Source organism: Nocardioides sp. LS1 (genome assembly GCF_003865225.1).
Classification (GTDB): Bacteria; Actinomycetota; Actinomycetes; order Propionibacteriales; family Nocardioidaceae; genus Nocardioides; species Nocardioides ginsengisegetis.
Genome location: NZ_BIFF01000002.1, coordinates 965663 through 990767, shown reverse-complemented (window position 1 = coordinate 990767; position 25105 = coordinate 965663). Strand labels below are relative to the sequence as shown.

The following is a 25105-nucleotide window of genomic DNA, read 5'->3' as shown; positions in this document are numbered from 1 at the left end:
GAGGACCCGTGTTCGACAAGTACATCGTGTGTGAAGACAGCCTGAGGACCACCGACGACGACCGCACCCACGGCCGCGTCGAGGTCCGGATGCCCTACTACCGGGGGCTGGGCCTCTCCATGGTCGAGGGAGTCGACCTCACGGTCGACGGGACACCCATTCCCGCCGAGGCCACCTCGTTCACGGTCCACGGGAACACCTACCCGATGACCGAGCTGCCGACCGTCCTCGACGACCGGTGGGAGATGGGCGAGCCGGCTCGCGTCGACTTCACCGTCGCCCAGCCGCTGCAGCCGGGCGAGCACGTCGTCAGCGCTGCCGTCCGGCTGCGCATCTCCTACATGCCGGTGCCGGGTGGCGGGCGCGACACCAAGACCCTCACGCTGGCATGAAGCTGGCCACCGCAGGACTGGGCGACGCGGGCGATCGCGTCGGCCTGGTGGAGGGTGACGCCTTCCACCCCTTCCCCGACGGCCTGACGATGCGCGCGGTGATCGACGGCGGTCTCGAACGCGCGCACCAGCTCGCCGCGCAGGCGCGCAGCGAAGACCCGGTCCCGCTGGCGCAGGTCGAGCTCAGGGTCCCGCTGGAGCCGGCCGCGGTGCGCGACTTCGTCGCGTTCGAGGAGCACGTCGAAGGCGTACGACGCAGCGTCGACGGCGCGACCGGCGTCCCCGAGGCCTGGTACGACGCCCCCACGTTCTACTTCACCAACCCGCACACGGTGATCGCCACGGGCCAGCCCGTGGCCTTCCCCGCGACCAGCGTCGCCCGGGACTTCGAGCTCGAGGTCGCCCTGGTCGTCGGCAAGGCGGGTCAGTCGCTCACGGCGTCGGAGGCGGTCGACCACATCTTCGGTTTCATGCTGATGAACGACTGGTCGGCCCGCGACATCCAGAGCGCCGAGATGAAGGTCGGGCTCGGCCCGGCCAAGGGCAAGGACTTCGCCACCACGCTGGGTCCGTGGATCGTCACCGTCGACGAGCTCGCCGAGCACCTCGACGAGGACGGGTTCCTCGACCTCGAGGCCACGGTCTCCGTCAACGGCGTCGAGGTGGGCCGGGACCTGATGAGCCACATGGGCTGGGGCTTCACCACCCTGCTCGCCTACGCGTCCCGCGACAGCCGGGTCCGCGCCGGTGACGTGCTCGGCTCCGGCACCACGGGCGGCGGTGGTTGCCTCGCGGAGCTCTGGGGCCGCCGTGGGCGGCAGGATCCGCCACCGCTGCGTGACGGCGACGTGGTCGAGATCAGCGTCCAGGGCATGGGCAGCATCCAGAACGTGGTGGCCACGGCCGCTCCCGCGCCCACGCTGCCGCCTGTCCGCCGGCGCGTCACGCAGTCGTGAGGCTCGACGACCTCGACCCCTCCGACCCGGAGGGGACCATCGCCGCGGCGGTCGAGCGGGTCTCCAACTGGGGACGCTGGGGGCAGGACGACGTCCTCGGCACCATGAACTTCCTCGACGACGCCACGCGGGCGGCAGCCGGCGGCCTGATCCGGTCGGGCCGGGCCATCTCGCTCGCCCAGGCCTTCGACATGGACGGACCGCAACGAGGGTGGCGCCGGCGTACGAACCCGATCCACACCATGCTCGACACGGGGACCGACGCGGTCGCCGGCATCCAGGGGTTCCCCCACGGACTCGGTGGCGCCGACGACATGGTGACGATGCCGCTGCAGTGCTCGACGCAGTGGGACGGGCTGGGCCACATCTTCGACCACGGGCGCACCTGGAACGGCCGGCCGGCCGACCAGGTCGTCACCAGTCTCGGCGACTCCCGCACGGGCATCGAGACGGTCAGGGACGTCATCGCTGGTCGGGCGGTCCTGCTGGACGTCGGCCGTGCCTTCGGCGTCGACGGCGAGCTCCCGGACGGCTTCGCGATCACCGAGGAGCACCTCGAGCGGACCATCGCGGCGCAGGGACCGAGCTCGGCCGTCGGCCGGGGCGACATCGTGCTCGTGCGGACCGGACAGCTCCGGCGCGCGCGCCGGGACGGCTGGGGGGAGTACGCCGGAGGGCCGGCCCCCGGGCTGTCGTTCACCACCGTCGACTGGCTGCACCGCACCGAGATCTCCGCGATCGCCACCGACACGTGGGGGTTCGAGGTCAGGCCCAACGAGTTCCACGAAGCGTTCCAGCCGCTGCACCAGGTGGCCATCCCGCACATCGGCCTGTTCCTCGGCGAGATGTGGGACTTCGAGGAGCTGGGTGAGGCCTGCGCGGCCGACGCGCGCTTCGACTGCTGGCTCACCGCAGCACCCATCCCGGTCACCGGTGCCGTCGGCGCCCCGGTCAATCCCCTGGCGGTCAGATGAAGCCCACGGTCGGCACCACGCTCTTCTCCTTCACCGACGAGTGGCGGTCGGGAGAGCTCACCCTGTCCGAGGTGCTCGCGCGGGTCGCCGGGCTCGGCCTGGGGCCCGACGTCGAGCTCGTCGGCTACCAGTCCTTCCGCGGTCTGCCCCACCCGACGACGGCGGAGGTCGAGCGCTTCCACCACGACGTGGAGCGTTCCGGCCTGCGTCCGACCGCCTTCGGCGTGTACGTCGACCGCGCGACGCCGGCCGGACGCTGGCTCACGACCGAGGAGAGCGCCGCGCAGCTCACCGAGCAGCTGCACGTCGCCGCCCGGCTCGGCTTCACGTCGACGCGGGCCACGCTCGGCATGGACCTCGCCGTGGTGGAGCGCGTCGTACCGGTCCTGGAGGAGCTGGGCCTCGTGCTCACCTTCGAGATCCAGGGTCCGCACACCCCGGACGCCCCTGACGTCACGACGCTGATCGCCTGGCTGGAGTCACATCCCGGCTCGCCGGTGGGGCTCACCTTCGACAGCTCGGTCGCGATGCCGGACCTGCCGGCCAGCTACCGACGGGCGCTACCTCGTCTGGGGGCGACGCCGGACATGGAAGCCCGGCTCGAGGAGGCGTGGCGGTCCGACGGGCCGCCGTTCCAGCGGCTCGGGCGGTTCCTCGCCACGCTGGACCGCGCCGAGGTGTCGGCGGACCTGCAGGAGCAGCTCGTGACGCCCTTCGTCCGCTTCGGCCACGGCGATCTCGCGGACTGGTGCCACGTGCTGCCCTGGGTGCGGCACGCCCACGCGAAGTTCTGGGACTGGGAGGACGTCGAGACCCAGGTGCTCGACCCGCACCGCGCCTTCGTGGCGATGCTCGTCGGGTCGGGGTACGCCGGCTCCATCTCGAGCGAGTTCGGCGGCATCGCCTGGCTCGAGCGCGACGGGCTCGACGTCTTCGACCTGACCCGGCAGCACGTCGCCTTCCTCCGGTCGGCCGTCGCGAGCGCCCAGGTGGTCCACTGTGTCGCGCGGGCCGAGCGGCTCGGGCTGAGGCCCTCGACGTACCTCGAGCTGGCCGGCTCCTGACGCCTGACCGCCTGCGGTCAGTCCCGCGGGCCGCCGCGCGTCAGCCCGGCGAGCCCGCCGGGAAGGGTGGCGGTGAGGGCGGGGTCGAACTCCCCGTCGACGAGCACGAACACCACGCGGGCCGTACCGTCGCCGCGGTTGGCCCAGGCATGGTCGGTGCCGCGCTGGACGACGATGTCGCCCGCGCGCAGGGTCACCTCGGAGTCGTCGAGGACCAGGGTGATCTCGCCCTCGAGGACGATCCCGTAGTCGACCGTCGCGGTCCGGTGCACCGGTGACTGGAGGCCGCGCTCGTCGAGGTGGCCGGGCGCGAACTCGTTGATCCGGATCTTCGTGCCGCGCTCGGGCGGCGGCACGGCGAGTGCGGCCAGGGTCGGCTCATCCTGGGTCGCGGTGATCGGAGCGGGCGCGCCCGCGGTGTTCCAGACCTCGTGGAAGGAGACGCCGTCGTCGGGCAGGTCCTTGCTGACCGGCACCGGTCCGTCGGAGAGCACGACCGACACCCCGGCGGACGTGTGGCCGGTGACGACCCTGCGCGGGATGCTCATGCGTGGCACGCGATCGGGCCGCCGTGGAAGGTGACCATGTCGGGCCACACCGAGGGCACGGTGAGCTTGGTGTCGACGGGGTTGCCGGCCAGCTCGGAGTAGGCCCGGTGCAGGTTGCCGACGAACCGCTCGGTCTCGGCCCAGCCGCTGTAGGGGTTGTCGCGGTGCTTCTGGGCGGCCTCGAGGGGCGTCAGCCCGGCGGCGTACGACGCTGCCGCGACCTCCTCGACGTACGCGAGGTAGGCGTCCATGTCGGCCAGCAGCCGCTCGACGTCCTCGCCGCGGCAGACGGGCCCGTGCCCGGGGGCAAGCACCGACGGCGCCAGCGCCTGCATCTGCGCGACCGCCCGCCGGAAGCCGGCGATCGAGCCCTCGAGGACGAAGGGCTGGCCGCCGTTGAAGGCCAGGTCGCCGCTGAAGAGGACGCGCTGCTCGGGCAGCCAGACGAGCACGTCGTTGGTGGTGTGCGCCGGGCCGCCGACGTGCAGCAGCTCGACAGGGAAGTCGGACAGGTGCAGGGTCATCCGGTCGGGGAAGGTCACGTCCGGCGGCCGCAGCGTCAGGTCGCCGTAGTCCGGCGCGGTGATGACCTTGGTGGCCTCGAGGCCGGCGTGCAGCACCATCTCGCGGCACTTGTCGTGCCCGATGATCGTGGTCTCCGGCGGCAGGAAGCCGTTGCCGTAGGTGTGGTCGGGGTGGTGGTGGGTGTTGACGAGCGCGCGCGGCGCGCCGACCGACACCTTCGCGATCTCGGCGAGCACGGCGCGGTTGCGCTTCTCCGTCGACGTCGTGTCGACCAGCACCGCCGTCCCGCGGTCGTCCACGACCACGCCGCAGTTGTTCACCATCCAGCCGCCGTCGGGCTGCACGTAGGCGTGCACGCCCGCGGCCAGCTGCTCCACGTACGGGTTTCCGTCATCCCAGGTCATGCCACCAGTCAGCCGCACGCACGCCCGCGGGACAAGGAGATCCGCCATCACCAGTGCCGATCCGAGGCATGGCCAACGGCGCGTTCCGCCCCCGCGCGGGCGCTGTTTGACTCGACCGGTGAGCAGCGCCGTCGACGACCCCACCTCCCGCCTCGCCGAGCGGACGGACGGCGCGATCCGCCTGCCCCTGCTGCTCTGCCTGGCCCTGCTGGGGGCGCTCGCCCCGATCGCCACGGACCTCTACCTGCCGGGCTTCCCGGCGATCGCGACCGACCTCGGCGGCGACGCGAGCGGGGTGCAGCTGACGCTGACCTCGTTCCTCGTCGGGCTCGCCCTCGGCCAGCTGGTGATGGGGCCGCTGTCGGACCGTTTCGGCCGCCGCCCTCCACTCGTGGTGAGCGCCGTCGTCTGCGTCGTCGCCGGTGCGGTCTCCGCGCTCGCGCCCAACCTCGGCGTCCTCGTCGGCGCCCGGCTCGTCCAGGGCATCGCGGGCGCGGGCGGCATGGTGATCGGCCGCGCGGTGGTCGCCGACCTGGCCTCGGGCCGGGCCGCGGCCAAGGCGTTCACGGTGATGATCACCGTCGGCGGCGTCGCGCCCGTGCTGGCGCCGCTGGCGGGCAGCCTGCTCGCCGGACCGGTCGGATGGCGCGGCATGCTCTGGGCGGTCACCGGCCTGTGCGTGCTGATGCTGGCCGCGGTCCTCGCCGGCGTACCCGAGACGCACCCGCGGGGCTCCGCCGCCACCGGCACGCCCTACGCCGACGGCGTACGGCGCCTCCTGCGGCACCGCGCCTACTGGTCGCACACCGCCGTCGTGGCCTGCTCGTTCGGCGTGATGATGGCCTACATCTCCTCCTCGCCGTTCGTCTACCAGCGGGTGCTGGGCCTCTCCGAGGTGGAGTACGGCGTGGCGTTCGGGCTCAACGCCGCCGGGCTGATCGCGACGGGTGCGGTCGTGAGCCGGCTCGTCGACCGGATCGAGCCGACGCGGATCATCGCCGGCTCCCTGTGCCTGCAGGTCGGAGCGACCCTCGCGCTGCTCCTGCTGGTGGTCGTCGACGCCCCGGCGTGGACCCTCGCGGTGGCGATCTTTTGGGCCGTGCTGAGCAACGGCGGCACCATCGGCACCTCCGCCGCCCTCGCGATGTCGCACGTCCGCGACGTCGCCGGGACGGGCAGCGCGTTCCTGGGCTTCAGCCAGTTCGCGCTCGGGGCGCTGGTCTCGCCGCTGGTCGGCCTCGGCGGCGACGGCTCGGCCCTCGCGCCGGCGGTCGTGATGGCGATCGCCTCGCTGTGCGCGGCCACCGCTCAGCTCTCGTCGCGCTCGACCTCGATGTCGACCGCCACGTCATAGAGCAGCCGCCGCAGCCACACGATCGCCGGGTCGTCGGCCCGGCGCGGGTGCCAGTGGGCGGCCTCGGTGATCTGCACCGGGTCGATCGGGGTCCGCGCGATCACGAGGTCGAGCGGCTCCAGGCAGCGGCGCGCCAGCCGGCTCGGCACGAACGCGCACATGTCGGTGCCGGCCACCGCGAAGGGCAGCGTCAGCAGGCTGGTCACCTGGACGAGCACGGTGCGGCCGGCCACGCCCTTCTGCTCGACCTCCACCTCGAGCGGCCGCGGTTGCTCGCCGGCGGACAGGAACTCCGCCACCGCGTGCGGCATCGCCGCGAGGTCCTCGAGCGTGAGGGCGCCGTCGCGGAGGTAGGAGTTGTCGCGCGCCACCACGCAGGCCAGCTCGTCGGTGAAGATCGGCTGGGTGCGGCCGGGCAGGTCGAAGCCGAGCGGGACGACGATCAGGTCGCGCCGCATCAGCTGGCCCTCGAACTGCTCCCGCGAGGCCGGCACGGAGTCGAAGGAGACCGAGCAGCCCGGCGCGTGCTCGTGGAGCAGCCGGATCAGCGGCTCGGCGAGCACGGTCATGGCGTACTCCGACATGCTCACCTCGAAGCGCTTCGTGCTCGAGGTCGGGTCGAACTCCCGCTCGTTGCCCAGCAGTGCCTCGGCCGCCTCGATCGCCTCGGCGACCAGGGGGCGCAGCTCCTCGGCGTACGGCGTGAGCTCGAAGCCGCGGCCCGTGCGCACCAGCAGCTCGTCGTCGAAGTGCTTGCGGAGCCGGGCGAGCGCGCCGCTCATGGCCGGCTGGCTCATCGTCATGCGGGTGCCGGCGCGGGTCAGGTTGCGCTCCTCGAGGAGCGCGTGGAGGGACAGCAGCAGGTTGGCGTCGACGTCCCGCAGCCCCTCGCTCACGCGCCGATCGTAGTGCGTGCGTGACGCCGATCACTGGGACAGACTGGCCGCATGTCCCTGGGCGGCACCGACCTCAACCTGCTGCTCCCCCTCAAGGTGATCCTCGAGGAGGCGAACGTGACGCGCGCCGGCCAGCGGCTCTCGCTCAGCCAGCCCGCGATGAGCGCCGCCCTGGCCCGCCTACGTCGCCGCTTCGACGACGAACTGCTGACCCGCAGCGGCCGCGACTACAAGCTCACCCCGTTCGCCGTGGAGCTGCTGCCGGAGGTGCAGCACGCGCTGCGGCTGATCGGCCGCGCGCTCGCGGTCGACGAGGTCTTCGACCCCGCCACCAGCCAGCGCACGTTCCGGATGATGATGAGCGACTACTCGATCGCGGTGGTCCACGAGCCCCTCGTACGCCGCGTCAGCGAGCTCGCTCCCGGCGTACGCCTCGCCATCGACCACCTCGGCGGCGGCCCGGACATCCGCTCCTCCGACCGGATCCTGCACGAGTGCGACGCGCTGGTCGCGCCGCTCGGCTTCGGCTTCCCGGGGGAGTCCCGGCCGCTGTGGCGCGACCGGATGGTCTGCATCGTCGACGCCCACCACCCGCGGCTGCGCGACGGTGCGTTGACGTTGGAGGACCTGGCCGCCCTCCCGCACGCCACGGCCTCCTTCGGCCCCGGCATCCTCACCCCCGTCGACCGCGTCTTCGGCGAGCTCGGCATCGAGCGTCGCATCGAGATGATCGTCTCCGGCTGGCTGCCGCTCTCCTTCGCCATCGAGGGCACCGACCTCGTCGCCGTCGTCCCCGAACGTCTCGCCCGCCTGGTCGTCCGCGACGGCGGCCCCATCGTCCAGGTCGAGCCGCCGTTCGGCGAGGTGCTGCTCGCCGAGGGCTACTGGTTCGGCCGGGACCGCCTCGCCGACCCCGCCCACCAGTGGTTCTTCGCCCGCCTCGACGAGGTCGGCGCCTCCCTCGCTCTGGGTGGTTGACGAGAGCCTGCTCCGGACCTCCGCGTAACGTCACGCGAAGGGAACCAACCAAGGAGCTCACGTTGGACAACGAAGTCGAGCTGATCAGTGACGGCGACGGCCTGGCCGTCATCGGCGAGTCGTCAGCCGTCGAACGATTCCTCGACACGCTGGGCCTGCCGTCGAAGGACCTCGGACTGCCGCGGCTCAGCAGGCTCCTGAACCTCGGGTCGGCCGGCCTGCAAGGGGCCTCGGCCCACGCGGCGGCTTCTGCGCAGGTCGCCGACTCCGCTCGTTGGGTGCGGCTGACCGAGGAGTCCGCGCGCAAGATCAAGGACCTCGGGGGTCTCACCCCGACCAAGACGCCCGGCGTCAGCCACGCCATGATCGGCAGGCCCGGCGCCAGCAAGTCGTGGATCCAGCTCGACAAGGGGCCGGGCCAGTTGCCCGCCAGCCCCAAGCTGCTCGCCGGCGCACCGGCGCTGATGGCCCAGCTCGCGATGCAGCAGGCCATGGACGAGATCACGGACTACCTGGCTGTCATCGATGCCAAGCTCGACGACGTCCTGCGCTCGCAGCGGGACTCCGTCCTCGCGCAGATGATCGGCGTCGGGCTCCAGATCGAGGAGGCCATGACGATCCGTGAGCACGTGGGTCGGGTCAACGAGATCACCTGGTCCAAGGTCCAGGCCTCCACGGGCACGATCGCGGACACCCAGGCCTACGCCCTGCTCCAGCTGGACGCGCTCGCCGAGAAGCTCGAGCGCAAGTCGACGATCGCCGACCTCATGAAGACTGCCAACGACGCGGAGGCGAAGACGCGAGAGTGGCTCGCCGTGCTCGCGCGCTGCTTCCAGCTCCAGGAGGGCATCGCCATCCTGGAGCTCGACCGCGTCCTCGAGACGGCACCCGAGGACCTCGACGGGCACCGCCAGGGCCTCAGGGCCGCCCGCCAGGAGCGGCTCGACACCATCTCCCGGAGCACCGAGCAGCTCGTCGCCCGGATCCACACTGCGGCCGCGAGGGCCAACTCCAGGGTCCTCTTCAACCCGATCCAGTCCCCGGCCGTCGTCCAGGCGAGCACCAGCGTCACCACGTCCGTGAGTGACTTCCACGAGCGACTCGGCATCGGCGCCGCCCGGGATTCCGTGGAGACGCGGCGGTGGGCCGCTGCCGCAGCAGACGTCCGCGACCTGGCGCGGACCAAGGGGGCCGACGCCGTCGGCGCTGGCAAGCGCCTCGGCACCGCGGCCCGAGGGCGGGCCGCCTCGGCCACGGAGAAGGCTGCGAACCGGGTCGCCGAACGGGCTCGACGGTGGCAAGGGCCGGACGACGACTCCACCGAGTAGCGATCAGTCCTGGGCGTAGGCCTGGGCAGGACCCGGCATCGGGTGCGCCCCGACGGTGATCTCCTCGCGCTGCGGGACCCGCTCGGCGATGGTCACTGCCGACACCGCCTCCATGCGGACCACGGCGTGCCGGTCACCGTTGGAGGCGAGGACGACGCCGAACCCGTCGACCGCAGCCACGACGCCGGTGATCCAGTGGCCGTCCACGAGGAGCTCCACCTCGAGGCCGTTGTCGTAGGCGCGGTTGAGCACGGTCCCGATCGTGTAGAGCGTCGAGATGCCCATGGTGACCCCCTCCCAGTCGGCCCCGTCCCACGAACCGATGACCCGCCACCGTGTCTTTCAGGTTAGGCCCATCCCGGACGCTCAGTGACGGAAATCGAACGATCCGATCCGGTCGGCTCGATCAGCGCGTCGCCGCCACCGCCGCGGCGATCACCTCGGCGCACTGCTGCGGCGCCTCGTCGGGGAGCAGGAACACCGAGCCGGGGAGCGTCACGATGGTGACGTGGGCCGCCGCCTGGAGGGTGGCGCGCTCGGCGTCCGAGAGGTCCCCGTCCCCCTTCTCGGCGTGCATCACCCAGACCGGCTGGCCGGTCGCGACCAGCTCGGCGGCGAAGTCCCGGTCCTGCGCCACGTAGTCGAGGTACGCCGCGCTCACCTTGACCGCGTCGCGCGCCTTGTTCTGCTTGAGGTCGGCGATCAGCTCCCGCTTGTGCGGCTCCCGGATCTTGGCGGACCTCACCATCACGGGCAGGAGGGTGAGCAGGGTGCCCATCGGCCAGCTGCCCACCTTCTGCGACAGCCGGACCACCTTCACGAAGAAGCCGGCCTCGTCCTCGGTGGTCATGCTGATGCCGAGCAGCACGGCCGGCCCGTGGAAGTGACCGGACAGGAGCATCTCCAGGGCCACCGAGGCTCCGTGGGAGAAGCCCACCACCACGTCACAGCTGTGTTCCTTGGCGAGCTCCCCGGCCCGGCGGGCGAGCCCGGGCACGGTCAGGTCGCCGGTCAGCGGTGCGCCGGCCATGCCCGGCAGCGTCGTGGCCACGAGGCGTACGCCGGCCAGCGCCGGCTCGGCCATCACGAGATCGAACGAGCGGGCCGCATTCGCCCCGCCCGGCAACAACAGCACCGATCGGTCGGCATCGACTGGCCCCGAGGTCAGCAGCTCCCAGGCATCCCTCATCTCAGACCTCCGCAACGACGTCCACTCCTGACGGTAGACCTCGTCAGACCGCCTGAGAAGACGCACGAAGGGCCCCGACCGCAGACGCGGTCGGGGCCCTTCGAGGATGGATCAGGAGACGCGAACGTTCTCCGCCTGCGGACCCTTCGGGCCCTTGGCGAGGTCGAACTCGACCTTCTGGTTCTCATCGAGCGACTTGTAGCCGCCGGACTGGATGGCGGAGAAGTGGACGAACACGTCCTCGCCGCCGTCCTCCTGCGAGATGAAGCCGAAACCCTTGTCAGCGTTGAACCACTTGACGGTGCCCTTGGCCATGATCTGTTCCCTTGTTCTCGTGCCGGGGGCGAGGTGCCCCCGAGCTGCTGAAGACATCCACCTGTGCTGATGTCCAGCGAACGGAAACCAGGAGTACGAGACACAAGCCGCGACATCGTGCGCGGCCAGGACGACTTGCAGAGCCGTCCCTTCAACTCCAGCGACGATACGGCATCGGCGGCGTTCTCGGGCTTCGGCGAAGCGCTGACGCACAGCCGATGCACGTGGCCGCCGCCGGCCGCGCCTCGAGCCGGGCCTTCCCGATGGGCTGTCCACACCGCTCACAGGTCCCGTAGGTGCCGTCCTCCAGGCGCTGGATGGCGGCCTCGACCTCGGCCAGATGACCCCGGACCTGCAGCACGAGCGCCGACACCTGCGACCTCTCGAACGCGATCGTCGCGCCCTCCGGGTCGTGCTCGTCGTCGGCGTTGCTGTCCCGGGACGCCGCCACCACACCCTCGAAGTCGCCAGTCAGGGCCGCCAGGCGCCGGAGCGCCACCCGGCGTTCGGCGTCGAGCAGGTCGCGGGCCGTGTCCATCCGTCCATGCTGACATCGCTTGCACAGGGTCTGGGTACGTTCGGAGGGTGACCTCCTCCGCGACGACCGCCCCGAGCCCCGCCGCCCGTCTGACGTCCGGGTCCTGGTGGTTCCGCTCCCCGGACGGGCGGCTGACCCTGTGGCAGCTGCCCAACCCGGCGCTGTACGTCTGGCTGGCCGCGGTGGTGCTGGGCAGGTTCGACCTCTCGGCCACGCACGCGACCGCTGTGGACGGGATCCGGCACGGGGCGCTGCTGGTCTGGGCGCTCGACGAGGTCGCCCGCGGCGCTAGCCCCTTCCGCCGCGTGCTCGGCCTGGTCGTCCTCGTCGCCCAGCTGGTCTCGCTCGTCCAGGCCTGAGCCGCCCACCTCACCTCGTCGCGGCGATCGCGCTGAGCAGGGGGACGTGCTCCCTGGCCTGCCGACCCGCCTTGCGCAGCAGCGTGGCCGCCGTGGAGGCCTGACCTCCGGCGAGCGCGACCTGTGCGGCTCGCCACCGGGCGTACGCCGCCTCGTGGGGGCGGTGGATCCCGTCCCACGCGGACGCGGCGGCCACCCAGAGCTCGACCGTCTGCTCGCCGGTGAGGCGGGCCAGCTCCGCGGCGTACGTCGCGTCGACGGCGGACGTGGCCACGTCCCGGTTGCAGTAGTGGTCGAGGGGGAGCGCGTCCGCGGCCGCGCGCGCCCGGTGCAGCCGATCCACGAGCTCGGCACGCTGTCGGCGACGGGCGGTGGGTCCGGTCAGCGCGACGATGTCGGCGGCCGCCCGGGCCATGAGCATGAACGTGTCGGAGCCGGGCGCCGGCACGCTCGCCGTGGCTCGCCACTCCAGGTCGGCGAGCAGCTGGTCGAGTGCCTGACGGGGCCGGCCGCACCACAGCTCCACATCGGCGGCCCAGGGGACGAACCAGGACCGGATGGTGGGGACCATCTCGTCGAGCGCACCGAGCCGGCTCACGGCCCCCGGTTCACCCCGCAGCGCGTCGAGCCGGGCGCGCTGCAGGCGGAGGGGATACCGGTCGTTGCCCGACGTGTCGTCGGTGACCGGGTCGATGAGGGCAGCGGCGCGGGTAACCCGTCCCTCGCGCAGGAATGCCTCCGACACGTTGACGAGCAGCATCGACGTCAGGAAGTCCTCGATGCCCCAGGTGGCCGCGGCCTCCAGCCCTCGCCGCGCGGCCTCCTCGACCGTGTCCGCGTCGGCGCCCTCCTGCAGCAGCATGTCGGTGTGGGCCAGGGCCGCCTCGATGTCGCCCACCGGGTCGGGACGGGCGAGGACCAGTGCTGTCAAGGCGGAGATCCGTGCGACCGCGTCCATCCGGTCGCCCGTCAGGTAGTAGTCGTGGCGGGCCTGGGCGACACGGTATCGGCGCTGAGCAGCCGGGTCGTCGAGCGCGAGGCTGACCTCGACCGCCCTGGCGAGGTCGGCCACGGCCTCAGCGGACCGGCCAAGGTTGATCTGGGCCGTGGCCCGCTCGTTGAGCGCTCGCGGATACCCAGCGAACGGCGGCAACTGCTCGTAGAGGGCGATCGACCTGTCCAGCAGCGGCAGCCCCGCCGCCGGTTGCTGGAAGAAGGTGCGATAGCCACCCACCCGGCCGTAGAGGTCGGCCGTCTCGTCCGGCGACAGGTCCGACGCCCACGCGAGGGCCCCCTCGAGGAGGTCCACGGAACGCCCGATCTGGCTCGAGCCCTCCAGGGCGTCGGCGGTCGCGGCGTACGCCGTCCACCGGCTGATGGGCGGGGAACCGGCGGGCGCCGCGTCGGGCGGCCACAGCTCCAGGACGCGCAGCCACTGCTCCGCGGCGCCGGCCATCGCGAAGCGGTCCTCCGCGGCCCGCGCGGCCCGAATCCGCCAGACCAGCTCCTGCGCGGGGTCGTCGGCGGCCTGCCAGTGCGTCGCGATCTCCGCCGGCGACGGGTCCGGTCCCGCGGCGAGCGCCTCCGCGAGCCGGCGGTGCTGCTCCGCGGCCTCGCCGGCGACCAGGCGACGACGGATCGCCTCGGCGAGGAGGGGGTGGCGCAGCTCGACCTCGCGCGGTCGCGAGGGCTCCGTCAGCAGTCGACGTGCGGCGAGGTCGCGCAGTCCGCTCGCGAGGCCTGCAGGAGGCAGTGGCGTGACGTCGGCCAGCTGGCTGTCGGTCAACGCCCGGTCGGCGACACCGAGGGCGCCGGCCACGGCCCAGGCCCCGTCTGCCAGACCCTCGAGGCGTCGGTCGAGCAGGTCGACCAGGAGCCGGGGCAGGTCGCCCGAGCCCTCGGGCGTCGCCGAGAGCTGGTCGGTGAAGAGGGGCTGACCCAGCGTGCGCTGGTAGACCCGGTCGACCAGGTCCGGATCGGCAGGGTGGGACAGCAGCAGCTCGAGCTGCTCCCCGGTCTCGTCACGGCTCAACGGGGCGAGCTCGAGGACGTCGGCGTCCGGCAGCCGGCGTACGACGGTGAACCAGTCGAGCGTGGCCGTGGCTGTGGCGGGGTCGTCCAGCCGCCACGTCCCGAGCAACGGCCACCTCGCGCCCCGGGCGAGCAGGTGCTCGAGCAGGTCGAGGGTGCCGGAGTCCGCCCAGTGCAGGTCTTCGATCAGCACCGCGAGCGGCCGGCTGCCGGCGAGCGCGGCCAGCGTCGCCTCGACGGCGGTGAACAGGCGTTGCCTGGACCAGTCGCCCTGGGGCTCAGGGTCGGTGCCGGTCGCGTCCAGCTCGGGCAGCAGCGCTCGCAGCGCGCCGGGCACGAAGGCGGCACACTCGGCCAGCGCCTCCTTGAGCCACTGGCCCTCGTCGAGCGCGTGGACCGCCCTCAGCGTGTCGGCGATCGGCAGGAACGGGACCTCGGTGGACAGCGGCAGGCAGCTGCCGCGGGCCACGAAGACGTCCCCCGCCTCGAGGGTGGCGGCGGTGCCGACGAGCCGGGTCTTCCCCAGCCCGGCCTCGCCGGCCACCAGCAGCAGGCCGCTGCCGGACTCGAGGTGCTTGCGGACGACGGCGAGCTCGCGGCGGCGACCCGCAATCCGGGGCTGGGCCGGGCTCGAGGCCTCGGTCGGCGTGCTGGCGGCGAGCCAGAGCGAGTGGAACTGCCCGACCTCGCCGTGCATCGCCTCCACCAGCACCTCGAGCACGCCCCAGGCGGGCAGCCGGGGTGCGGAGAAGACGCCGGAGACGGTGGTGTGGCTGCACCCCGCCTCGCGGGCCAGGACCCGCAGGCTCGGCCAGCCGGACCGGTGGTGCAGGTCGTGGAGCGCGTCGTTCAGGTCCCGCTGGGCTCCCGGCGGGATCGCGGGTCGCGGCAGTGCACCCACGTGACCTCCCGGGACAGGTACGACACGTCGGATCCAGCATGCGCCGGGACGAGGCGGGTGTCCACGAGCAGTCCGGCCGTCAACTTCTGTCAGCCGGCGTCAACCGGGGGTCGCGGGACTCGACCTTGGTGGTGTCCCCACTCCGGGGGTCAGTCCCCCGGAGGCCACTCTCCGAGAAGGAGCCACCATGAACGTCACCCTTGCGGCCGTCGTGTCCGTCACCGCTCTCGGCGCCCTCGCCGCCCCGCCCAGCCACGCCGCCATCCCCGTGCCCGACCCGATCGGTCACGTGGTCACCGACACCGGCCCGACGTCGTCGCCGGTTGGGACCGCCCCGGACCGTCCGTGCTTCGTGTGGCGGGCGCGCTGGAACTCCGCGCTCGACGGCCCCGAGCCGACCTGCTGACCCGGCGATCAACCCCCGTGCGGCAGCGCCCTAGCCCCCTTGGCCGCGAGCTCGGACCGACGGGTAGTCCTATCGGGCCAAATTCCGGGTTGCCCGAGGCTAGTCGGCTCAGTTCGAGGGACAGGGGTCGCGGAGCGAACTTACGGTCACGTCCACGCCAAGTCCGGTCGACGGACTCATATCTCGAGGATCTTGAACGATGAACGCGACTCCGCCTCCTGGCTGGTACCCCGACAACCTCGGCCCCGGTCTTCGCTACTGGGATGGCCAGCGGTGGACCGAACACACCGCGCCCGGAGGGAGCGACCCGAGTTCCGGTCACCCCTCGCCGGCGACGGTGACGCCTCTCGGCGGTGCAAACAAGACCTCACAGCAAAACTGGTTCCTGCGCCACAAGGTGCTCAGCGGTGTCGGGGCATTCGTCCTCCTCATGACGATCGTCGGAGCGATCGGCAGTCAGGGCGACGTTGCCACCCCTGCGGCGGCTGACACGTCCGTCGATGGCGGGGGCGACTCCGGCGGGGACGCGTCACCGACTCCTGAGCCCGTCGACACCGACGGAGATGGTGTCACCGACGAGGTCGACTTCCGTCCTACGGACCCCAAGATCCAGACGCGTGACGACCTGGACACCGACCGGGACGGGGTCAGCGATGGCGACGACTACCGGCCCAAGGACCCCAAGATCCAGACCCGGGACGACGTGGACACCGACCACGACAAAGTCCCTGACTACAAGGACGACTTCCCGCGCGACCCCAACTTCAGCAAGGACACCGATGGTGACCTCGTCCCCGACCAGTTGGACGCCTTTCCGAAGGATGCGCGGTACAGCAAGGACACCGACAACGACGGCGTCGCTGACGCCGAGGATGCCTTCCCGAGTGACCCGAGCCGGTCGAAGGTCACGCTGGCCATGGAGAACGCGCTCGAGTCTGCGCGCAACTACTTGAGCTTTTCGCCGTTCAGTCGACAGGGCCTCATCGACCAACTGTCGTCGAACTACGGCGAGGGATACGACCTTGCTGATGCCACCTGGGCTGTCAGCCAGCTGAAGGTCGACTGGCGGGAGCAGGCGGTCCGCTCGGCCAAGTCCTACCTCGAGATGACCTCGTTCTCCCGCCGGGGACTCATCGATCAGCTGTCGAGCGCCTACGGCGAGAAGTACACGCTGGCTGAGGCGATCTACGCCGTCGACAAGATCGGCCTCTGACCCGGGCCCCGCTCGCGCGTGGAAGCGGTGAGCCACGAACCGGTTCGGCGTTGAATCCGGTTCACCTCACACCCCTGAGAGCTCGAGCGGTGAGAGGTGAACCGTTTCCGTGACGGGGAAGGTTCACAGCTTACCGCCCGGGCGTCAGCCTCGCTCAGCCCTCGTGCGGCGTGAGCGGGACGGCCTCGGCCGGCGCGGGCAGCTGTGCCTCGGTCACGGCCTCGGGCTCGGGGACGTGCGCCCGGTTGGGCAGCTTGAGCAGCAGCCCGAAGACCAGCGTGGTCAGCGCGACGCCGAACCAGAAGCCCGCCGTCATGCCCCCGACCTGGGCCGTCAGCGGGTCGTCGCCCTGGCCGAGCAGGTGGGTCGTGCGCCAGGCGATCAGGGTGGCCACGATCGCCGTACCCATCGCGCCTGCGACCTGCTGGAGGGCACCGAGCAGCGAGCTGCCGTGGGAGTAGAGGTGCGGCGGGACGTCGCCGAGGCCGAGGGTGAAGACCGGCGTGAAGATCAGGGCCAGCGAGACCATCAGCAGCACGTGCGCGCCGAGGATCATCGGGATCGGCGTGGTGAGGCTGACCTGGGTGAGGATGCCCAGGGCCGCGATGGCCCCGAGGCCGCCGGGCACGACCAGCGGGCGGCTGCCGTGCTTGTCGAACCAGCGACCCACGCGCGGGCCGAGCAGGCCCATCGCCAGACCGCCCGGCATCATCAGCAGGCCGGTCTGCAGGGTGCTCAGGTCGCGGACGTTCTGGAGGTAGACCGGCAGGATCAGCATCGAACCGAACATGCCGGCGAAGGCGCCCGCCATGGTGAGCAGGGCGAGGCGGTACGTCGGGCGGCGGAGCGTGCGGAGGTCGAGCAGCGGCCGGTCCTCCCGCTGCAGGCGGATCTGCAGCGCGACGAACCCGGCCACGAACACCAGTCCGACGACCGCGAAGATCGCGCCCTCGGTGCGGGCGTCGCCGCCTCGGCCGAACTGCGCGAGGCCGTAGACGAGCGTGCCGAAGCCGATCGCGGAGAGCAGCACGCTGGGCACGTGGAGCGACAGGGCGCGGGGCTCGCCCACGTTGCGGAGCCGGGTGATGCCGACGATGCCGATGGTGGCGGCGATCGGCAGCACGATGCCGAACATCCAGCGCCAGCTGGCGACCTCGAGGATGAAGCCGGACGCGGTGGGGCCGAGGGCCGGCGCGGCCGACATCGCCAGCGTCACGTTGCCCATCACCTTGCCGCGGTCACCGGGCGCGACGATCGTCATCAGCGTCGTCATCAGCAGGGGCATCATCACCGCCGTGCCGGACGCCTGCACGATGCGACCCAGCAGCAGCACCCAGAAGACGGGGGCCGACGCACAGATCAGCGTGCCGATGCAGAACACCGTCATCGCCAGGCCGAACGCCTGCCGCGTCGTCACCCGCTGGAGGAACCAGCCGGTGATCGGGATGACCACGGCCATCGTGAGCATGAAGGCGGTCGAGAGCCACTGGGCGGTCGTGACGTCGACGGAGAACTCGCGCATCAGGCTCGGCAGCGCGTTGAACATGACCGTCTCGTTGAGGATCACGACGAACGCTGCTGCCACCAACCAGCGAAGGACGCCGTAGTCGGGGGCCTGGTCCGTGCCCGAGGAGACCGGAGAAGACATGGGGGTCCTTCAGTTCGAGGAGTGCTTGTGGTCGGCAACGCCGGACGTTCGCCTCAGCATTCCCGCTCAAGCCAACAGGATCGTGAACGCGGCCTCAACAGGTTTGCGCGCCCTTGTCCGCACCCGCGAGTCAGTGGAACATTCCGCCGCCTGCCGGCGCGGGCCCAACGTCCGCATCTGCCTGACGAGGTCCTGCCAACTACGACAGAAATGTCGCCAGCTGCTCGCTAGTCCTGGAGACGTCCCGCACGGTGGTGGGAGCGGCGTTTACGCCATGCGCGAGCACCGCGATTCCAGATCACGACTTGCTCTGAAATCTCCAGGAACGCAGCCAAGATCCTCTTGTCGATAGCACGGTTGCCGTTTGCGTTCACGTACGACCACTCGAGACCGAACTCGCGAATGATCTCCCGCACGGCTCGATCTTGGTAGAGGCCTCCGCGCTCCTCGACCTGATCCATCATCCACCGTGCTATTCGCCTTGCCATGAGGTCCTTCGGTTCTTCAGGCATAAGCGGAGCATAAATTGGTGCACCCGCTATACGGCCCGCTTCGACGAGCTCAGGCGTCGACGTCGTCGGATGGCGCGTCACTCCGCCGCGTAGCGGCGTTCATTCCCCAGCGGGATACCTCAGCCAATCGAAGAGTTCGTCCGACCAATCGCGGCGTCGCCCGACCCAGTCAGCCCATGCTTTGGGCTTCCAGCGAGCCAAGTCCTTGAGCATCTGTTCGATGGAAAGCACGTCGGCGAAGCCATACTTCTCGGTCACCGAGGTCCGTCCTTGGTCTGTGACGACTCCCCAAACAAGTACGGCACCATCCACTTGAACGTCGCGGCCCTGAATGGTGACTCGCTGCGCACCGGGTTGGGTAGCTGATCGCAGCAACTTCTGGAACGCCGCATTACGCGTGTGGTGATCCAATTGCTGCGGCTCCGTCAGCGTAAGGTACCGGTATTTCTCGAACTCGATCTCGCACTTCAGCTCCGTCACGAAGCGTGCACCATCCGTGGACCGCTCCAGAGTGAAGTCAAGGACGTGATACTTGGAGCCTGCGTCGTCCCACACAACTGGCCGACCCAGATCACGGTATGGCGACTCCTCGCACCGGGTCCATTGCCGGACGATCTCTTCGCTGAAGAACGCGAACATCCTCGACAGATAGGCGCCTCGCCCAGGCGTGTCACTGTGAAACAGCGCTTCCATGCCTATCGGCGACTCGTCGGGTGGCGGAGAGGACATGGACCCATTCTGCGCTGCCGTGGCGCTTGTTAAGGAGCACCAACCACCTCGACAGCGCGGTGCGAACCGGGCCACCTGTCCTCGGGGGAACGCACGGCTATGAGTCGATTCGAAAGTGGCGTCCCGGCCGGTCCGTGTGCGCGTCATACCGGCGTGTGTGTCGACGACGGGAGAAATTCAATGGCAGGGCGTCATAAAGAGTTGAGTCAGGCGCCCTTTACTTTAGGCTCGCATTCATGCAACGGCCGGCCGCTACAGGCATCACTTGCCTGATCCTGATCCTGCTCCTCGCGACAACTGCCTGCACCGACGACCAGTCCGCCCCGGTTGCGGAGGAGACCCCTCTGCGCGTGGCGGCTCCTGATGCCGCCGGCGATCTCGAGGGTGACAACTACGGAGATGTCGTGGACGCCCTCACCGCGGCCGGGTTCACCAACGTCGACACGGAAGTCATCCCGGACCTGATCACGGGCTGGCTCGTCAAGGACGGCGAGGTCGAGAGTGTCACCGTCGACGGAGTCAGCGACTTCGAATCGGGCGACGAGTTCGACCCCGACGTAGATGTGGTTGTCGCGTACCACACCTTCCCGGAGGAAGGGGCCGACGACGAGCCGTCTGAAACGCCTTCGGCGAGTCCCGCGGACGAGCCCACGGAGACTGCTTCGGCTGCTCCAGTCGTGCTGACCCCGGAGAACAACGCCGAACTCGCGGCCATGCTCAAGGTCGACCCCTGCGAAGGCAAGGACTTCGAGTTCGCGCAGAGGCATGAGGGGGAGACGATCGCGTTCGACGGATCTGTCGGCGCCATGGCGCATCACGGCAACTACGACACGCGTTACGACATCCTCATCGGCCCTGGCGACAAGGGCCCCAACACCGTCGACGGACCCACTTTTCAGTTCCGAGACGTGAACATGCTCGACCTCAACTTCGTCGGCAGAACTCCCAACAGGTTCGGCGTCGGCGACAAGGCGGAGTTCACTGCTGACGTTGCAGGGTTCAGCAGGTCCTCGTGTCTGTTCTTCCTTGAACCCGTCGAGACCAGGATGCGTTGAGGTTGGCCTCCCGAGTCCGAGGTTGCGGCGTCCGAGCGAGCTACAGCTTCGGAAGCTCGACGCCGGTCCGCCACTCGGGCCGATAGTCCGGGTGGTTCGAGTATCGCGCCGCCAAGAGCTTCAGCACCTCGGACCCGAGACCGGTGACCGGCCCACCCTCGAACGACGTGGCGGCGGCTGGTGGTCGCCCTTGCTCCTCTTCCATCGATTCCACCGTCAGGGCGACCAGTGCGAGGTCGGTGCGGACACGGTTGAGCAGTGCGGAGCGATCGAGAAACCTGCGTTCGAAGGCAGCGTCGTTCACGTGGAAGCCGAACATCGGCGTGTTCATGAGGATCAGGCCGATGTCGTGCCTCAGGCGGTCCTGAAGGAAGCGGAGAAGGCCAGGGTCATCGGACGTCGTATTCACGGGCGCCAAGGTAGAGACATGAACCGACACCGTGGGCGTGCGACGCCGGACCCAGGGGCGGCGTGGTTTCGAGACAGGCGCTGCGCGCCTTCCTCAACCAACAAGGGCGTCACTCCCAGTTGTTGGCGTTCTGGGCACCGTCCGGGCCGGCGAGGTAGCCGACGAAGAGTCCGTCGGGGTCGCGGTCGGCGCAGATGGCCTGGAGGCGGGTCCAGTTGTCGTCGGCCATGAAGCGGACCTGGCGGCGGGAGAGGTCGCCGTCGCCGAGGTACTGGCCGACGGTGACGGGCTCGAGGTCGGCCATGACGGAGGCCAGCCACTGCTGGTGGCGGGTGTCGTCGGCCTCGTCCTCCCACAGCACGTAGGACGCGAGGTAGATCTCCGACTGCATCGAGAACGCCATGTCGGGCAGCGTGCGGAGCGGGGCCATGCTGAACCAGATCGTGAAGGCCTTGTCGTTGGGCAGCGTCGTGTAGGCGCGGCGCATCGCGGGGACGACATCGGCGGCGGGGCCGGTGAGCCAGGCGTTGTCGACGGCCCATCGGTGGCCCTCGGGGTTGTCATCGAGCTGGCGCTTGCGCTGCTCGTCGAGGGTGGTGGGGACGGCGTCGAGGGAGAGCAGCGCCCGCGACAGCGCGGGGTTGGTGCGGAACGGCGCGAGCGCACGATCAGCCTCGGCCGCGTCGGAGACCAGCGCGACGGCGGTGACGAGCAGGACCGGGTCGGGGGCGAGGGAGTGGTCGGTCTTGGTGAGGGCGACGATCTCGACGGTGTCGGCGACCGAGGCATGCATGGAGTGCAGCCAGGTCATCACCTCGTCGAAGTCCTCGAGGCGATAGGCCTGCACGGTCTGGGCGATGTGGCCGGGCTTGGGGAGGGTGCGCAGGTGGAAGCGGGTGACGACGCCGGGGAAGCCCGGGCCGGCGCCGCGGGCGGCCCAGTAGAGGTCGGCGTTCTCGGTGGCCGAGGCCCGGACCAGCTCGCCGGCGGCGGTGACCACATCGACGGCCACGACGTGCTCCGCCGCCCAGCCCAGGCCGCGGGCGTTCCAACCCTGCCCGCCCTGGAGCAGGAAGCCGCCGATGCCGACGGTCGGGCAGTGCCCGCCGGGGAAGAAGCGCCCCTGCTGCTCGAGGTAGGGCGACAGCTCGGCGCCGCCGCGGACGGCGGGGGAGGCGGTCGCGATGCCGGTGGCGGCGTCGTACGTCATCTCCCGCAGCCCTCCCAGGTCGATCACGAGCGCGTCGTCGCGCACCGACCACTGGGCCCAGCTGTGCCCGCCGGAGCGTACGGCGACCTGCCAGCCGCGGGACCGCGCGAGCCGGACCGCGGCCACGACCTCGTCCTCGGTCGTCGGCCGCACGATCGCGGCCGGCTGCCGAGACGGGAGCCGCCGGTTGAAGACCCGCTCGACACGGGCCTCCTCGAAGCCGGGCTCCCCGCGCTGCAGCATCAGGCGGGGGCGACCAGCGCGCCGAGCGTCTGGCCCATGATCCGGCCCGGGTCGGCGCCCGGGGTGTCGGGGTGGATCTCCCACTCGGCGAGCTGGAGGCTGTTGTCGAGCACCATCTTGACGCGCGGGAAGCGGCGGGCCATGAAGGCGGGGAGCACGTCCTCGACGGAGGAGCCCGAGGTCAGCATCTCGGCCAGCACGACGGCGTCCTCGGCACACATCGCCGCGCCCTGCGCGATCAGCGGCGGGCACGCGTGGGCGGCGTCGCCGATGATGATCGTGCGCCCGCGGAACCACGGCTCGTCGACGCAGATCGCCTCGATCCACTGGTAGTTGACGATCGCGTCGTCGGCCAGGCTGTCGCGGACCTCGCCCCAGAGGCCGCCGTAGCCCTGGCCGCGCTCCTTGAGCAGCGCGCCGTGCGGGCCCTCCCCGACGAACGAGCGGTCGAGGTTCTCCTCGAGCAGGAAGGCGTAGCAGAGGTCCTCGGAGATGGGGGTGTAGCCGGCCTTGTACTTCGGGCCGCCGTAGTAGAGCTCCGAGCAGTCCATGCCGACCGGCCGCTTGGCGACGGTGCGCCAGATCCCCATGCCGACCGGGTGCGGCTGGGTCTCGATGCCGATCATCGAGCGGACCTGCGAGCGGATGCCGTCGGCGCCGACGAGCAGGTCGACGGTCTCGGTAGAGCCGTCCGACAAGGTCACCGTGACGGAGTCGCCGTGGTCGTCGATCGCGGTGATGGTGGTCTCGAGGCGTACGTCGACGCCGGCCTTCTCGACCTCGACGGCCAGGATGTCGGCGATGTCACCGCGGACCGCGCCCATCGTCCCGGGCAGGTCCGGCCCGCCCATCGGCGGCGTGGGGATCTCGGCCATCACGTGCCCGTCGGCGGTCTTGAGCCGCAGGTGGCTGAAGGGGAAGCCGTGCTCGGCGAGCTGGTCGTAGATGCCGACCGCGCGGAAGGCCTTGAGCGCGTTGCCTTGCAGGGTGATGCCGTGGCCGACGCCGCCGAGGGTGCTGCGCAGGTCGACGAGGACGACCTGGACGCCCTGCTGGGCGAGCGCGAGGGACAGCACGCCGCCGGCAATGCCGCCGCCGACGACGAGGACGCGGTCGACAGCGGGGGTGTGGGACTCAGCCATGGGGATCTTCTCCTCAGACGTCGTGACGGGGGCCGTCGCGGTGACGGCGTCGGCGATGAGCTGGAAGGCCTGTCCGACGGGCTCCACCTCGGCGGGCAGGTTCAGGAAGCCGTGCAGCACGCCGGGCAGCACGTGCCGCCGGACGTCGACGCCGGCCGCGGTGAGCGCGGCATGGAACGGCTCCTCGGAGCGGCGCAGGTCGTCGTGCTCGGCGTCGAGCATGAGGGTCGGGCAGAGCCCGGTCAGGTCGGCCAGCGCCGGCATGGCGTAGCCGTCCGCCGACTCGGGCGGACCGCCCACGTAGTTGGCGGTGATGCCCGCGGTGGCCTGCTCGGTGAAGCGCAGGAGCGGCGGCACCTCCGTCATCGCCGCCTGGATGTCGGGCGTCGTCGGCGGCAGGGTCGGGTGGAAGACGCCGTACGCCGGGATGAGGACCGCCGGCTGCCAGCCGTCCTCGTCGCGGAGCCTGAGCACCGCCGCCGTGGCGAGGTTGGCGCCGGCGCTGGCGCCGCCGACCGCGATCCGCCCGGGATCCCCGCCCAGGTCAGCCCCGTCGCGCACCCAGCGCACGACCGCGACGACGTCGTCCAGCGGCACCGGGTGGTGCACGCCGCCGATGGCGAGGCGGTAGTCCACGCTGACGACGACCGCGCCCGCGCGGGCGCAGACCTCGCGGGAGGTCCGGTCCGCCTCGGGCATGTCGAGGTCGCCCCCCACGAAGGCGCCGCCGTGCATCCAGACCAGGCACGGGTGTCCGGTCGGGGACGAGCCGGCGGGCGTGTAGACCCGCACCGGCACCGGGCCGTGCGGCCCCGGGACGGTCAGGTCGTGCGTCTCGACGTCGGGCGCGGCCGCGGCGTCTCGCCACTGCATGAACCCGTGGAAGCGCTCCTCCAGTGCGGGGTCGCTCATCAGCTGCTCGAAGGACTCGATGCCCTCGAGCAAGGGGAACCGCTCGACGTACGACGGGTGGACGGCCATGGCGTCAGACCGCCGAGGCGGCCGGGAACATCGACGGACGCGCGCCGGTGATCCAGCCGACGATGTGGTCGTTCTCGGTCTCGTCGAGACGTACGTCGGCGACCTTGCGTCCGCGGTTGAGCACCACGACCCGGTCGGCGACGGCGTGGCACAGGGGCAGGTCGTGCGTGACCAGGACGATCGCAATGCCCTGGTCGGCCATCCGGCGGATCAGGCCCTCGACGTTCTTGGTCTGCTCGTAGCCCAGCGCGGCGGTCGGCTCGTCGAGCAGCAGGATCCCCTGCGACTCGCCGTTGACGCGGATCGCGCTGCGGGCCAGGGCGACGACCTGGCGCTGGCCGCCGGAGAGCATCTCCACGGGGCGCGTCATCGGGGCGGTGCGGACGCCGAGGCGGTCCAGCTCGGCCTCGGAGCTCTTGCGCATCGCCTTGCGGTCGACGAAGCCGAGCCAGCCGAGCGGGCCGCGGCGCAGCACCTCCTGGCCGAGGTTGAGGTTGATCGCGATGTCCTGGGCCTCGACGAGGGCGAGGTCCTGGTAGACCATCTGGATCCCCGCGGCCGAGGCGTCGCTCGGCGCGTGGAAGTGCTTCTCGGCGCCGTGCACGTGGATCTGGCCGGCGGAGGGGCGGTGCGCCCCGGACATCACCTTGAGCAGCGTGGACTTGCCGGCGCCGTTGTCGCCGAGCAGGCCGACGACCTCACCGGGCTGGACGTGGAAGTCGACGCCGTCGAGGGCCCGGACGAAGCCGTAGTGCAGGTCGATGCCGGACAGGCTGAGGGCCGGCGTACCAGGGGAGGCGGTCAT

General features: G+C 71.0%; 26 protein-coding genes. 11 read left to right on the top strand and 15 right to left on the bottom strand.

Features of this window, described 5'->3' with window-relative positions:
- The first annotated feature begins 8 nt into the window (after nucleotides 1-8).
- Genes EJF31_RS09655 through EJF31_RS09640 form a run of 4 tightly spaced genes read left to right on the top strand, consistent with a single transcriptional unit; the run spans nucleotide 9 to nucleotide 3386 of the window.
- Nucleotides 9-392: a DUF6379 domain-containing protein gene (locus EJF31_RS09655; protein ID WP_125036850.1), complete on the top strand. Its 384-nt coding sequence runs from the start codon at nucleotides 9-11 to the stop codon at nucleotides 390-392.
- On the top strand, nucleotides 389-1348 hold the full coding sequence (locus tag EJF31_RS09650) for a fumarylacetoacetate hydrolase family protein (RefSeq protein WP_125036849.1): 960 nt from the start codon (nucleotides 389-391) through the stop codon (nucleotides 1346-1348). Before EJF31_RS09655 ends, EJF31_RS09650 begins: the two co-directional genes overlap by 4 nt.
- Nucleotides 1345-2322 (top strand): cyclase family protein, encoded by a 978-nt coding sequence (locus EJF31_RS09645; protein ID WP_125036848.1) that lies wholly within the window; start codon nucleotides 1345-1347, stop codon nucleotides 2320-2322. The genes EJF31_RS09650 and EJF31_RS09645 overlap by 4 nt, the downstream gene beginning before the upstream one ends.
- A complete protein-coding gene (locus EJF31_RS09640; RefSeq protein ID WP_125036847.1) occupies nucleotides 2319-3386 on the top strand; it encodes a hypothetical protein in 1068 nt (355 codons plus the stop codon). The genes EJF31_RS09645 and EJF31_RS09640 overlap by 4 nt, the downstream gene beginning before the upstream one ends.
- A gap of 17 nt (nucleotides 3387-3403) precedes the next feature.
- Here the strand turns inward: EJF31_RS09640 and EJF31_RS09635 are convergent, their stop codons facing one another.
- Entirely contained in the window at nucleotides 3404-3934 is a 531-nt protein-coding gene (locus EJF31_RS09635; protein WP_125036846.1) for a cupin domain-containing protein, read from the bottom strand.
- Nucleotides 3931-4863, bottom strand: a complete 933-nt coding sequence (locus tag EJF31_RS09630; RefSeq protein ID WP_125036845.1) for an MBL fold metallo-hydrolase — start codon at nucleotides 4861-4863, stop codon at nucleotides 3931-3933. The genes EJF31_RS09635 and EJF31_RS09630 overlap by 4 nt, the downstream gene beginning before the upstream one ends.
- 118 nt (nucleotides 4864-4981) lie before the next feature.
- Here EJF31_RS09630 and EJF31_RS09625 point away from each other — a divergent pair, with 118 nt between their 5' ends.
- A complete protein-coding gene (locus tag EJF31_RS09625) occupies nucleotides 4982-6217 on the top strand; it encodes a multidrug effflux MFS transporter (RefSeq protein ID WP_221767514.1) in 1236 nt (411 codons plus the stop codon).
- On the opposite strand, the gene EJF31_RS09620 is transcribed toward EJF31_RS09625, so the two are convergent.
- Nucleotides 6172-7113, bottom strand: a complete 942-nt coding sequence (locus tag EJF31_RS09620) for a LysR family transcriptional regulator (protein WP_260430741.1) — start codon at nucleotides 7111-7113, stop codon at nucleotides 6172-6174. The genes EJF31_RS09625 and EJF31_RS09620 overlap by 46 nt on opposite strands.
- 51 nt (nucleotides 7114-7164) lie before the next feature.
- Here EJF31_RS09620 and EJF31_RS09615 point away from each other — a divergent pair, with 51 nt between their 5' ends.
- Nucleotides 7165-8091 carry a LysR family transcriptional regulator gene (locus EJF31_RS09615; protein ID WP_125036843.1) on the top strand — a complete coding sequence of 309 codons (927 nt, stop codon included), beginning with the start codon at nucleotides 7165-7167 and terminating at the stop codon, nucleotides 8089-8091.
- A 62-nt stretch (nucleotides 8092-8153) separates the two neighbouring features.
- Nucleotides 8154-9419, top strand: coding sequence for a hypothetical protein (locus EJF31_RS09610; protein ID WP_125036842.1), 1266 nt, complete (start codon nucleotides 8154-8156; stop codon nucleotides 9417-9419).
- Between the two features lie 3 nt (nucleotides 9420-9422).
- Here EJF31_RS09610 and EJF31_RS09605 read toward each other — a convergent pair whose 3' ends face one another.
- The 4 genes from EJF31_RS09605 to EJF31_RS09585 form a co-directional block, all read right to left on the bottom strand.
- Nucleotides 9423-9704, bottom strand: coding sequence for a hypothetical protein (locus tag EJF31_RS09605; protein WP_185736184.1), 282 nt, complete (start codon nucleotides 9702-9704; stop codon nucleotides 9423-9425).
- Nucleotides 9705-9825: 121 nt separating this feature from the next.
- Entirely contained in the window at nucleotides 9826-10608 is a 783-nt protein-coding gene (locus EJF31_RS09595) for an alpha/beta fold hydrolase (RefSeq protein ID WP_125036839.1), read from the bottom strand.
- A 111-nt stretch (nucleotides 10609-10719) separates the two neighbouring features.
- Nucleotides 10720-10923 (bottom strand): cold-shock protein, encoded by a 204-nt coding sequence (locus tag EJF31_RS09590; protein WP_125036838.1) that lies wholly within the window; start codon nucleotides 10921-10923, stop codon nucleotides 10720-10722.
- A 151-nt stretch (nucleotides 10924-11074) separates the two neighbouring features.
- Nucleotides 11075-11461 carry a TraR/DksA C4-type zinc finger protein gene (locus tag EJF31_RS09585; RefSeq protein ID WP_125036837.1) on the bottom strand — a complete coding sequence of 129 codons (387 nt, stop codon included), beginning with the start codon at nucleotides 11459-11461 and terminating at the stop codon, nucleotides 11075-11077.
- 47 nt (nucleotides 11462-11508) lie between these two features.
- On the opposite strand from EJF31_RS09585, the gene EJF31_RS09580 reads away from it, so the two are divergent.
- Entirely contained in the window at nucleotides 11509-11820 is a 312-nt protein-coding gene (locus EJF31_RS09580) for a hypothetical protein (RefSeq protein ID WP_125036836.1), read from the top strand.
- A gap of 10 nt (nucleotides 11821-11830) precedes the next feature.
- Here EJF31_RS09580 and EJF31_RS09575 read toward each other — a convergent pair whose 3' ends face one another.
- On the bottom strand, nucleotides 11831-14752 hold the full coding sequence (locus EJF31_RS09575) for an AAA family ATPase (protein ID WP_125036835.1): 2922 nt from the start codon (nucleotides 14750-14752) through the stop codon (nucleotides 11831-11833).
- A gap of 187 nt (nucleotides 14753-14939) precedes the next feature.
- Here EJF31_RS09575 and EJF31_RS09570 point away from each other — a divergent pair, with 187 nt between their 5' ends.
- Together EJF31_RS09570 and EJF31_RS09565 are read left to right on the top strand one after the other, a co-directional pair.
- The gene (locus tag EJF31_RS09570; protein ID WP_125036834.1) at nucleotides 14940-15158 is read left to right on the top strand and encodes a hypothetical protein; all 219 of its coding nucleotides are present in this window, start codon (nucleotides 14940-14942) and stop codon (nucleotides 15156-15158) included.
- A gap of 199 nt (nucleotides 15159-15357) precedes the next feature.
- Complete coding sequence (locus EJF31_RS09565) at nucleotides 15358-16371, top strand: Ltp family lipoprotein (protein ID WP_125036833.1); 1014 nt, start codon at nucleotides 15358-15360, stop codon at nucleotides 16369-16371.
- Nucleotides 16372-16525: 154 nt separating this feature from the next.
- Here the strand turns inward: EJF31_RS09565 and EJF31_RS09560 are convergent, their stop codons facing one another.
- The 3 genes from EJF31_RS09560 to EJF31_RS09550 all read right to left on the bottom strand — a co-directional run bounded on the left by EJF31_RS09560 (nucleotide 16526) and on the right by EJF31_RS09550 (nucleotide 19260).
- Nucleotides 16526-18019 carry an MDR family MFS transporter gene (locus EJF31_RS09560; RefSeq protein WP_125036832.1) on the bottom strand — a complete coding sequence of 498 codons (1494 nt, stop codon included), beginning with the start codon at nucleotides 18017-18019 and terminating at the stop codon, nucleotides 16526-16528.
- A 227-nt stretch (nucleotides 18020-18246) separates the two neighbouring features.
- On the bottom strand, nucleotides 18247-18531 hold the full coding sequence (locus tag EJF31_RS09555) for a hypothetical protein (protein WP_125036831.1): 285 nt from the start codon (nucleotides 18529-18531) through the stop codon (nucleotides 18247-18249).
- A gap of 99 nt (nucleotides 18532-18630) precedes the next feature.
- Nucleotides 18631-19260 (bottom strand): hypothetical protein, encoded by a 630-nt coding sequence (locus EJF31_RS09550; protein WP_125036830.1) that lies wholly within the window; start codon nucleotides 19258-19260, stop codon nucleotides 18631-18633.
- A gap of 236 nt (nucleotides 19261-19496) precedes the next feature.
- On the opposite strand from EJF31_RS09550, the gene EJF31_RS09545 reads away from it, so the two are divergent.
- Entirely contained in the window at nucleotides 19497-20315 is an 819-nt protein-coding gene (locus tag EJF31_RS09545) for a DUF4839 domain-containing protein (protein ID WP_125036829.1), read from the top strand.
- A 40-nt stretch (nucleotides 20316-20355) separates the two neighbouring features.
- Here EJF31_RS09545 and EJF31_RS09540 read toward each other — a convergent pair whose 3' ends face one another.
- The 4 genes from EJF31_RS09540 to EJF31_RS09520 all read right to left on the bottom strand — a co-directional run bounded on the left by EJF31_RS09540 (nucleotide 20356) and on the right by EJF31_RS09520 (nucleotide 25105).
- Nucleotides 20356-20724, bottom strand: coding sequence for a DUF6221 family protein (locus EJF31_RS09540; RefSeq protein ID WP_125036828.1), 369 nt, complete (start codon nucleotides 20722-20724; stop codon nucleotides 20356-20358).
- Nucleotides 20725-20833: 109 nt separating this feature from the next.
- Nucleotides 20834-22177 (bottom strand): FAD-binding oxidoreductase, encoded by a 1344-nt coding sequence (locus EJF31_RS09535; RefSeq protein WP_125036827.1) that lies wholly within the window; start codon nucleotides 22175-22177, stop codon nucleotides 20834-20836.
- On the bottom strand, nucleotides 22177-24300 hold the full coding sequence (locus EJF31_RS22120) for an alpha/beta hydrolase fold domain-containing protein (protein WP_221767513.1): 2124 nt from the start codon (nucleotides 24298-24300) through the stop codon (nucleotides 22177-22179). Before EJF31_RS22120 ends, EJF31_RS09535 begins: the two co-directional genes overlap by 1 nt.
- Nucleotides 24301-24304: 4 nt before the next feature.
- Nucleotides 24305-25105 (bottom strand): ATP-binding cassette domain-containing protein, encoded by an 801-nt coding sequence (locus tag EJF31_RS09520; protein WP_125036826.1) that lies wholly within the window; start codon nucleotides 25103-25105, stop codon nucleotides 24305-24307.

Bases quoted from the DNA above. Each gene is read 5' to 3' on its own strand.
- EJF31_RS09650 (WP_125036849.1), top strand. From the start codon at position 389: ATGAAGCTGGCCACCGCAGGACTGGGCGACGCGGGCGATCGCGTCGGC.
- EJF31_RS09640 (WP_125036847.1), top strand. From the start codon at position 2,319: ATGAAGCCCACGGTCGGCACCACGCTCTTCTCCTTCACCGACGAGTGG.
- EJF31_RS09635 (WP_125036846.1), bottom strand. From the start codon at position 3,934: ATGAGCATCCCGCGCAGGGTCGTCACCGGCCACACGTCCGCCGGGGTG.
- EJF31_RS09630 (WP_125036845.1), bottom strand. From the start codon at position 4,863: ATGACCTGGGATGACGGAAACCCGTACGTGGAGCAGCTGGCCGCGGGC.
- EJF31_RS09615 (WP_125036843.1), top strand. From the start codon at position 7,165: ATGTCCCTGGGCGGCACCGACCTCAACCTGCTGCTCCCCCTCAAGGTG.
- EJF31_RS09605 (WP_185736184.1), bottom strand. From the start codon at position 9,704: ATGGGCATCTCGACGCTCTACACGATCGGGACCGTGCTCAACCGCGCC.
- EJF31_RS09595 (WP_125036839.1), bottom strand. From the start codon at position 10,608: ATGAGGGATGCCTGGGAGCTGCTGACCTCGGGGCCAGTCGATGCCGAC.
- EJF31_RS09590 (WP_125036838.1), bottom strand. From the start codon at position 10,923: ATGGCCAAGGGCACCGTCAAGTGGTTCAACGCTGACAAGGGTTTCGGC.
- EJF31_RS09585 (WP_125036837.1), bottom strand. From the start codon at position 11,461: ATGGACACGGCCCGCGACCTGCTCGACGCCGAACGCCGGGTGGCGCTC.
- EJF31_RS09570 (WP_125036834.1), top strand. From the start codon at position 14,940: ATGAACGTCACCCTTGCGGCCGTCGTGTCCGTCACCGCTCTCGGCGCC.
- EJF31_RS09565 (WP_125036833.1), top strand. From the start codon at position 15,358: ATGAACGCGACTCCGCCTCCTGGCTGGTACCCCGACAACCTCGGCCCC.
- EJF31_RS09560 (WP_125036832.1), bottom strand. From the start codon at position 18,019: ATGTCTTCTCCGGTCTCCTCGGGCACGGACCAGGCCCCCGACTACGGC.
- EJF31_RS09555 (WP_125036831.1), bottom strand. From the start codon at position 18,531: ATGCCTGAAGAACCGAAGGACCTCATGGCAAGGCGAATAGCACGGTGG.
- EJF31_RS09550 (WP_125036830.1), bottom strand. From the start codon at position 19,260: ATGTCCTCTCCGCCACCCGACGAGTCGCCGATAGGCATGGAAGCGCTG.
- EJF31_RS09545 (WP_125036829.1), top strand. From the start codon at position 19,497: ATGCAACGGCCGGCCGCTACAGGCATCACTTGCCTGATCCTGATCCTG.
- EJF31_RS09535 (WP_125036827.1), bottom strand. From the start codon at position 22,177: ATGCTGCAGCGCGGGGAGCCCGGCTTCGAGGAGGCCCGTGTCGAGCGG.
- EJF31_RS22120 (WP_221767513.1), bottom strand. From the start codon at position 24,300: ATGGCCGTCCACCCGTCGTACGTCGAGCGGTTCCCCTTGCTCGAGGGC.
- EJF31_RS09520 (WP_125036826.1), bottom strand. From the start codon at position 25,105: ATGACCGCCTCCCCTGGTACGCCGGCCCTCAGCCTGTCCGGCATCGAC.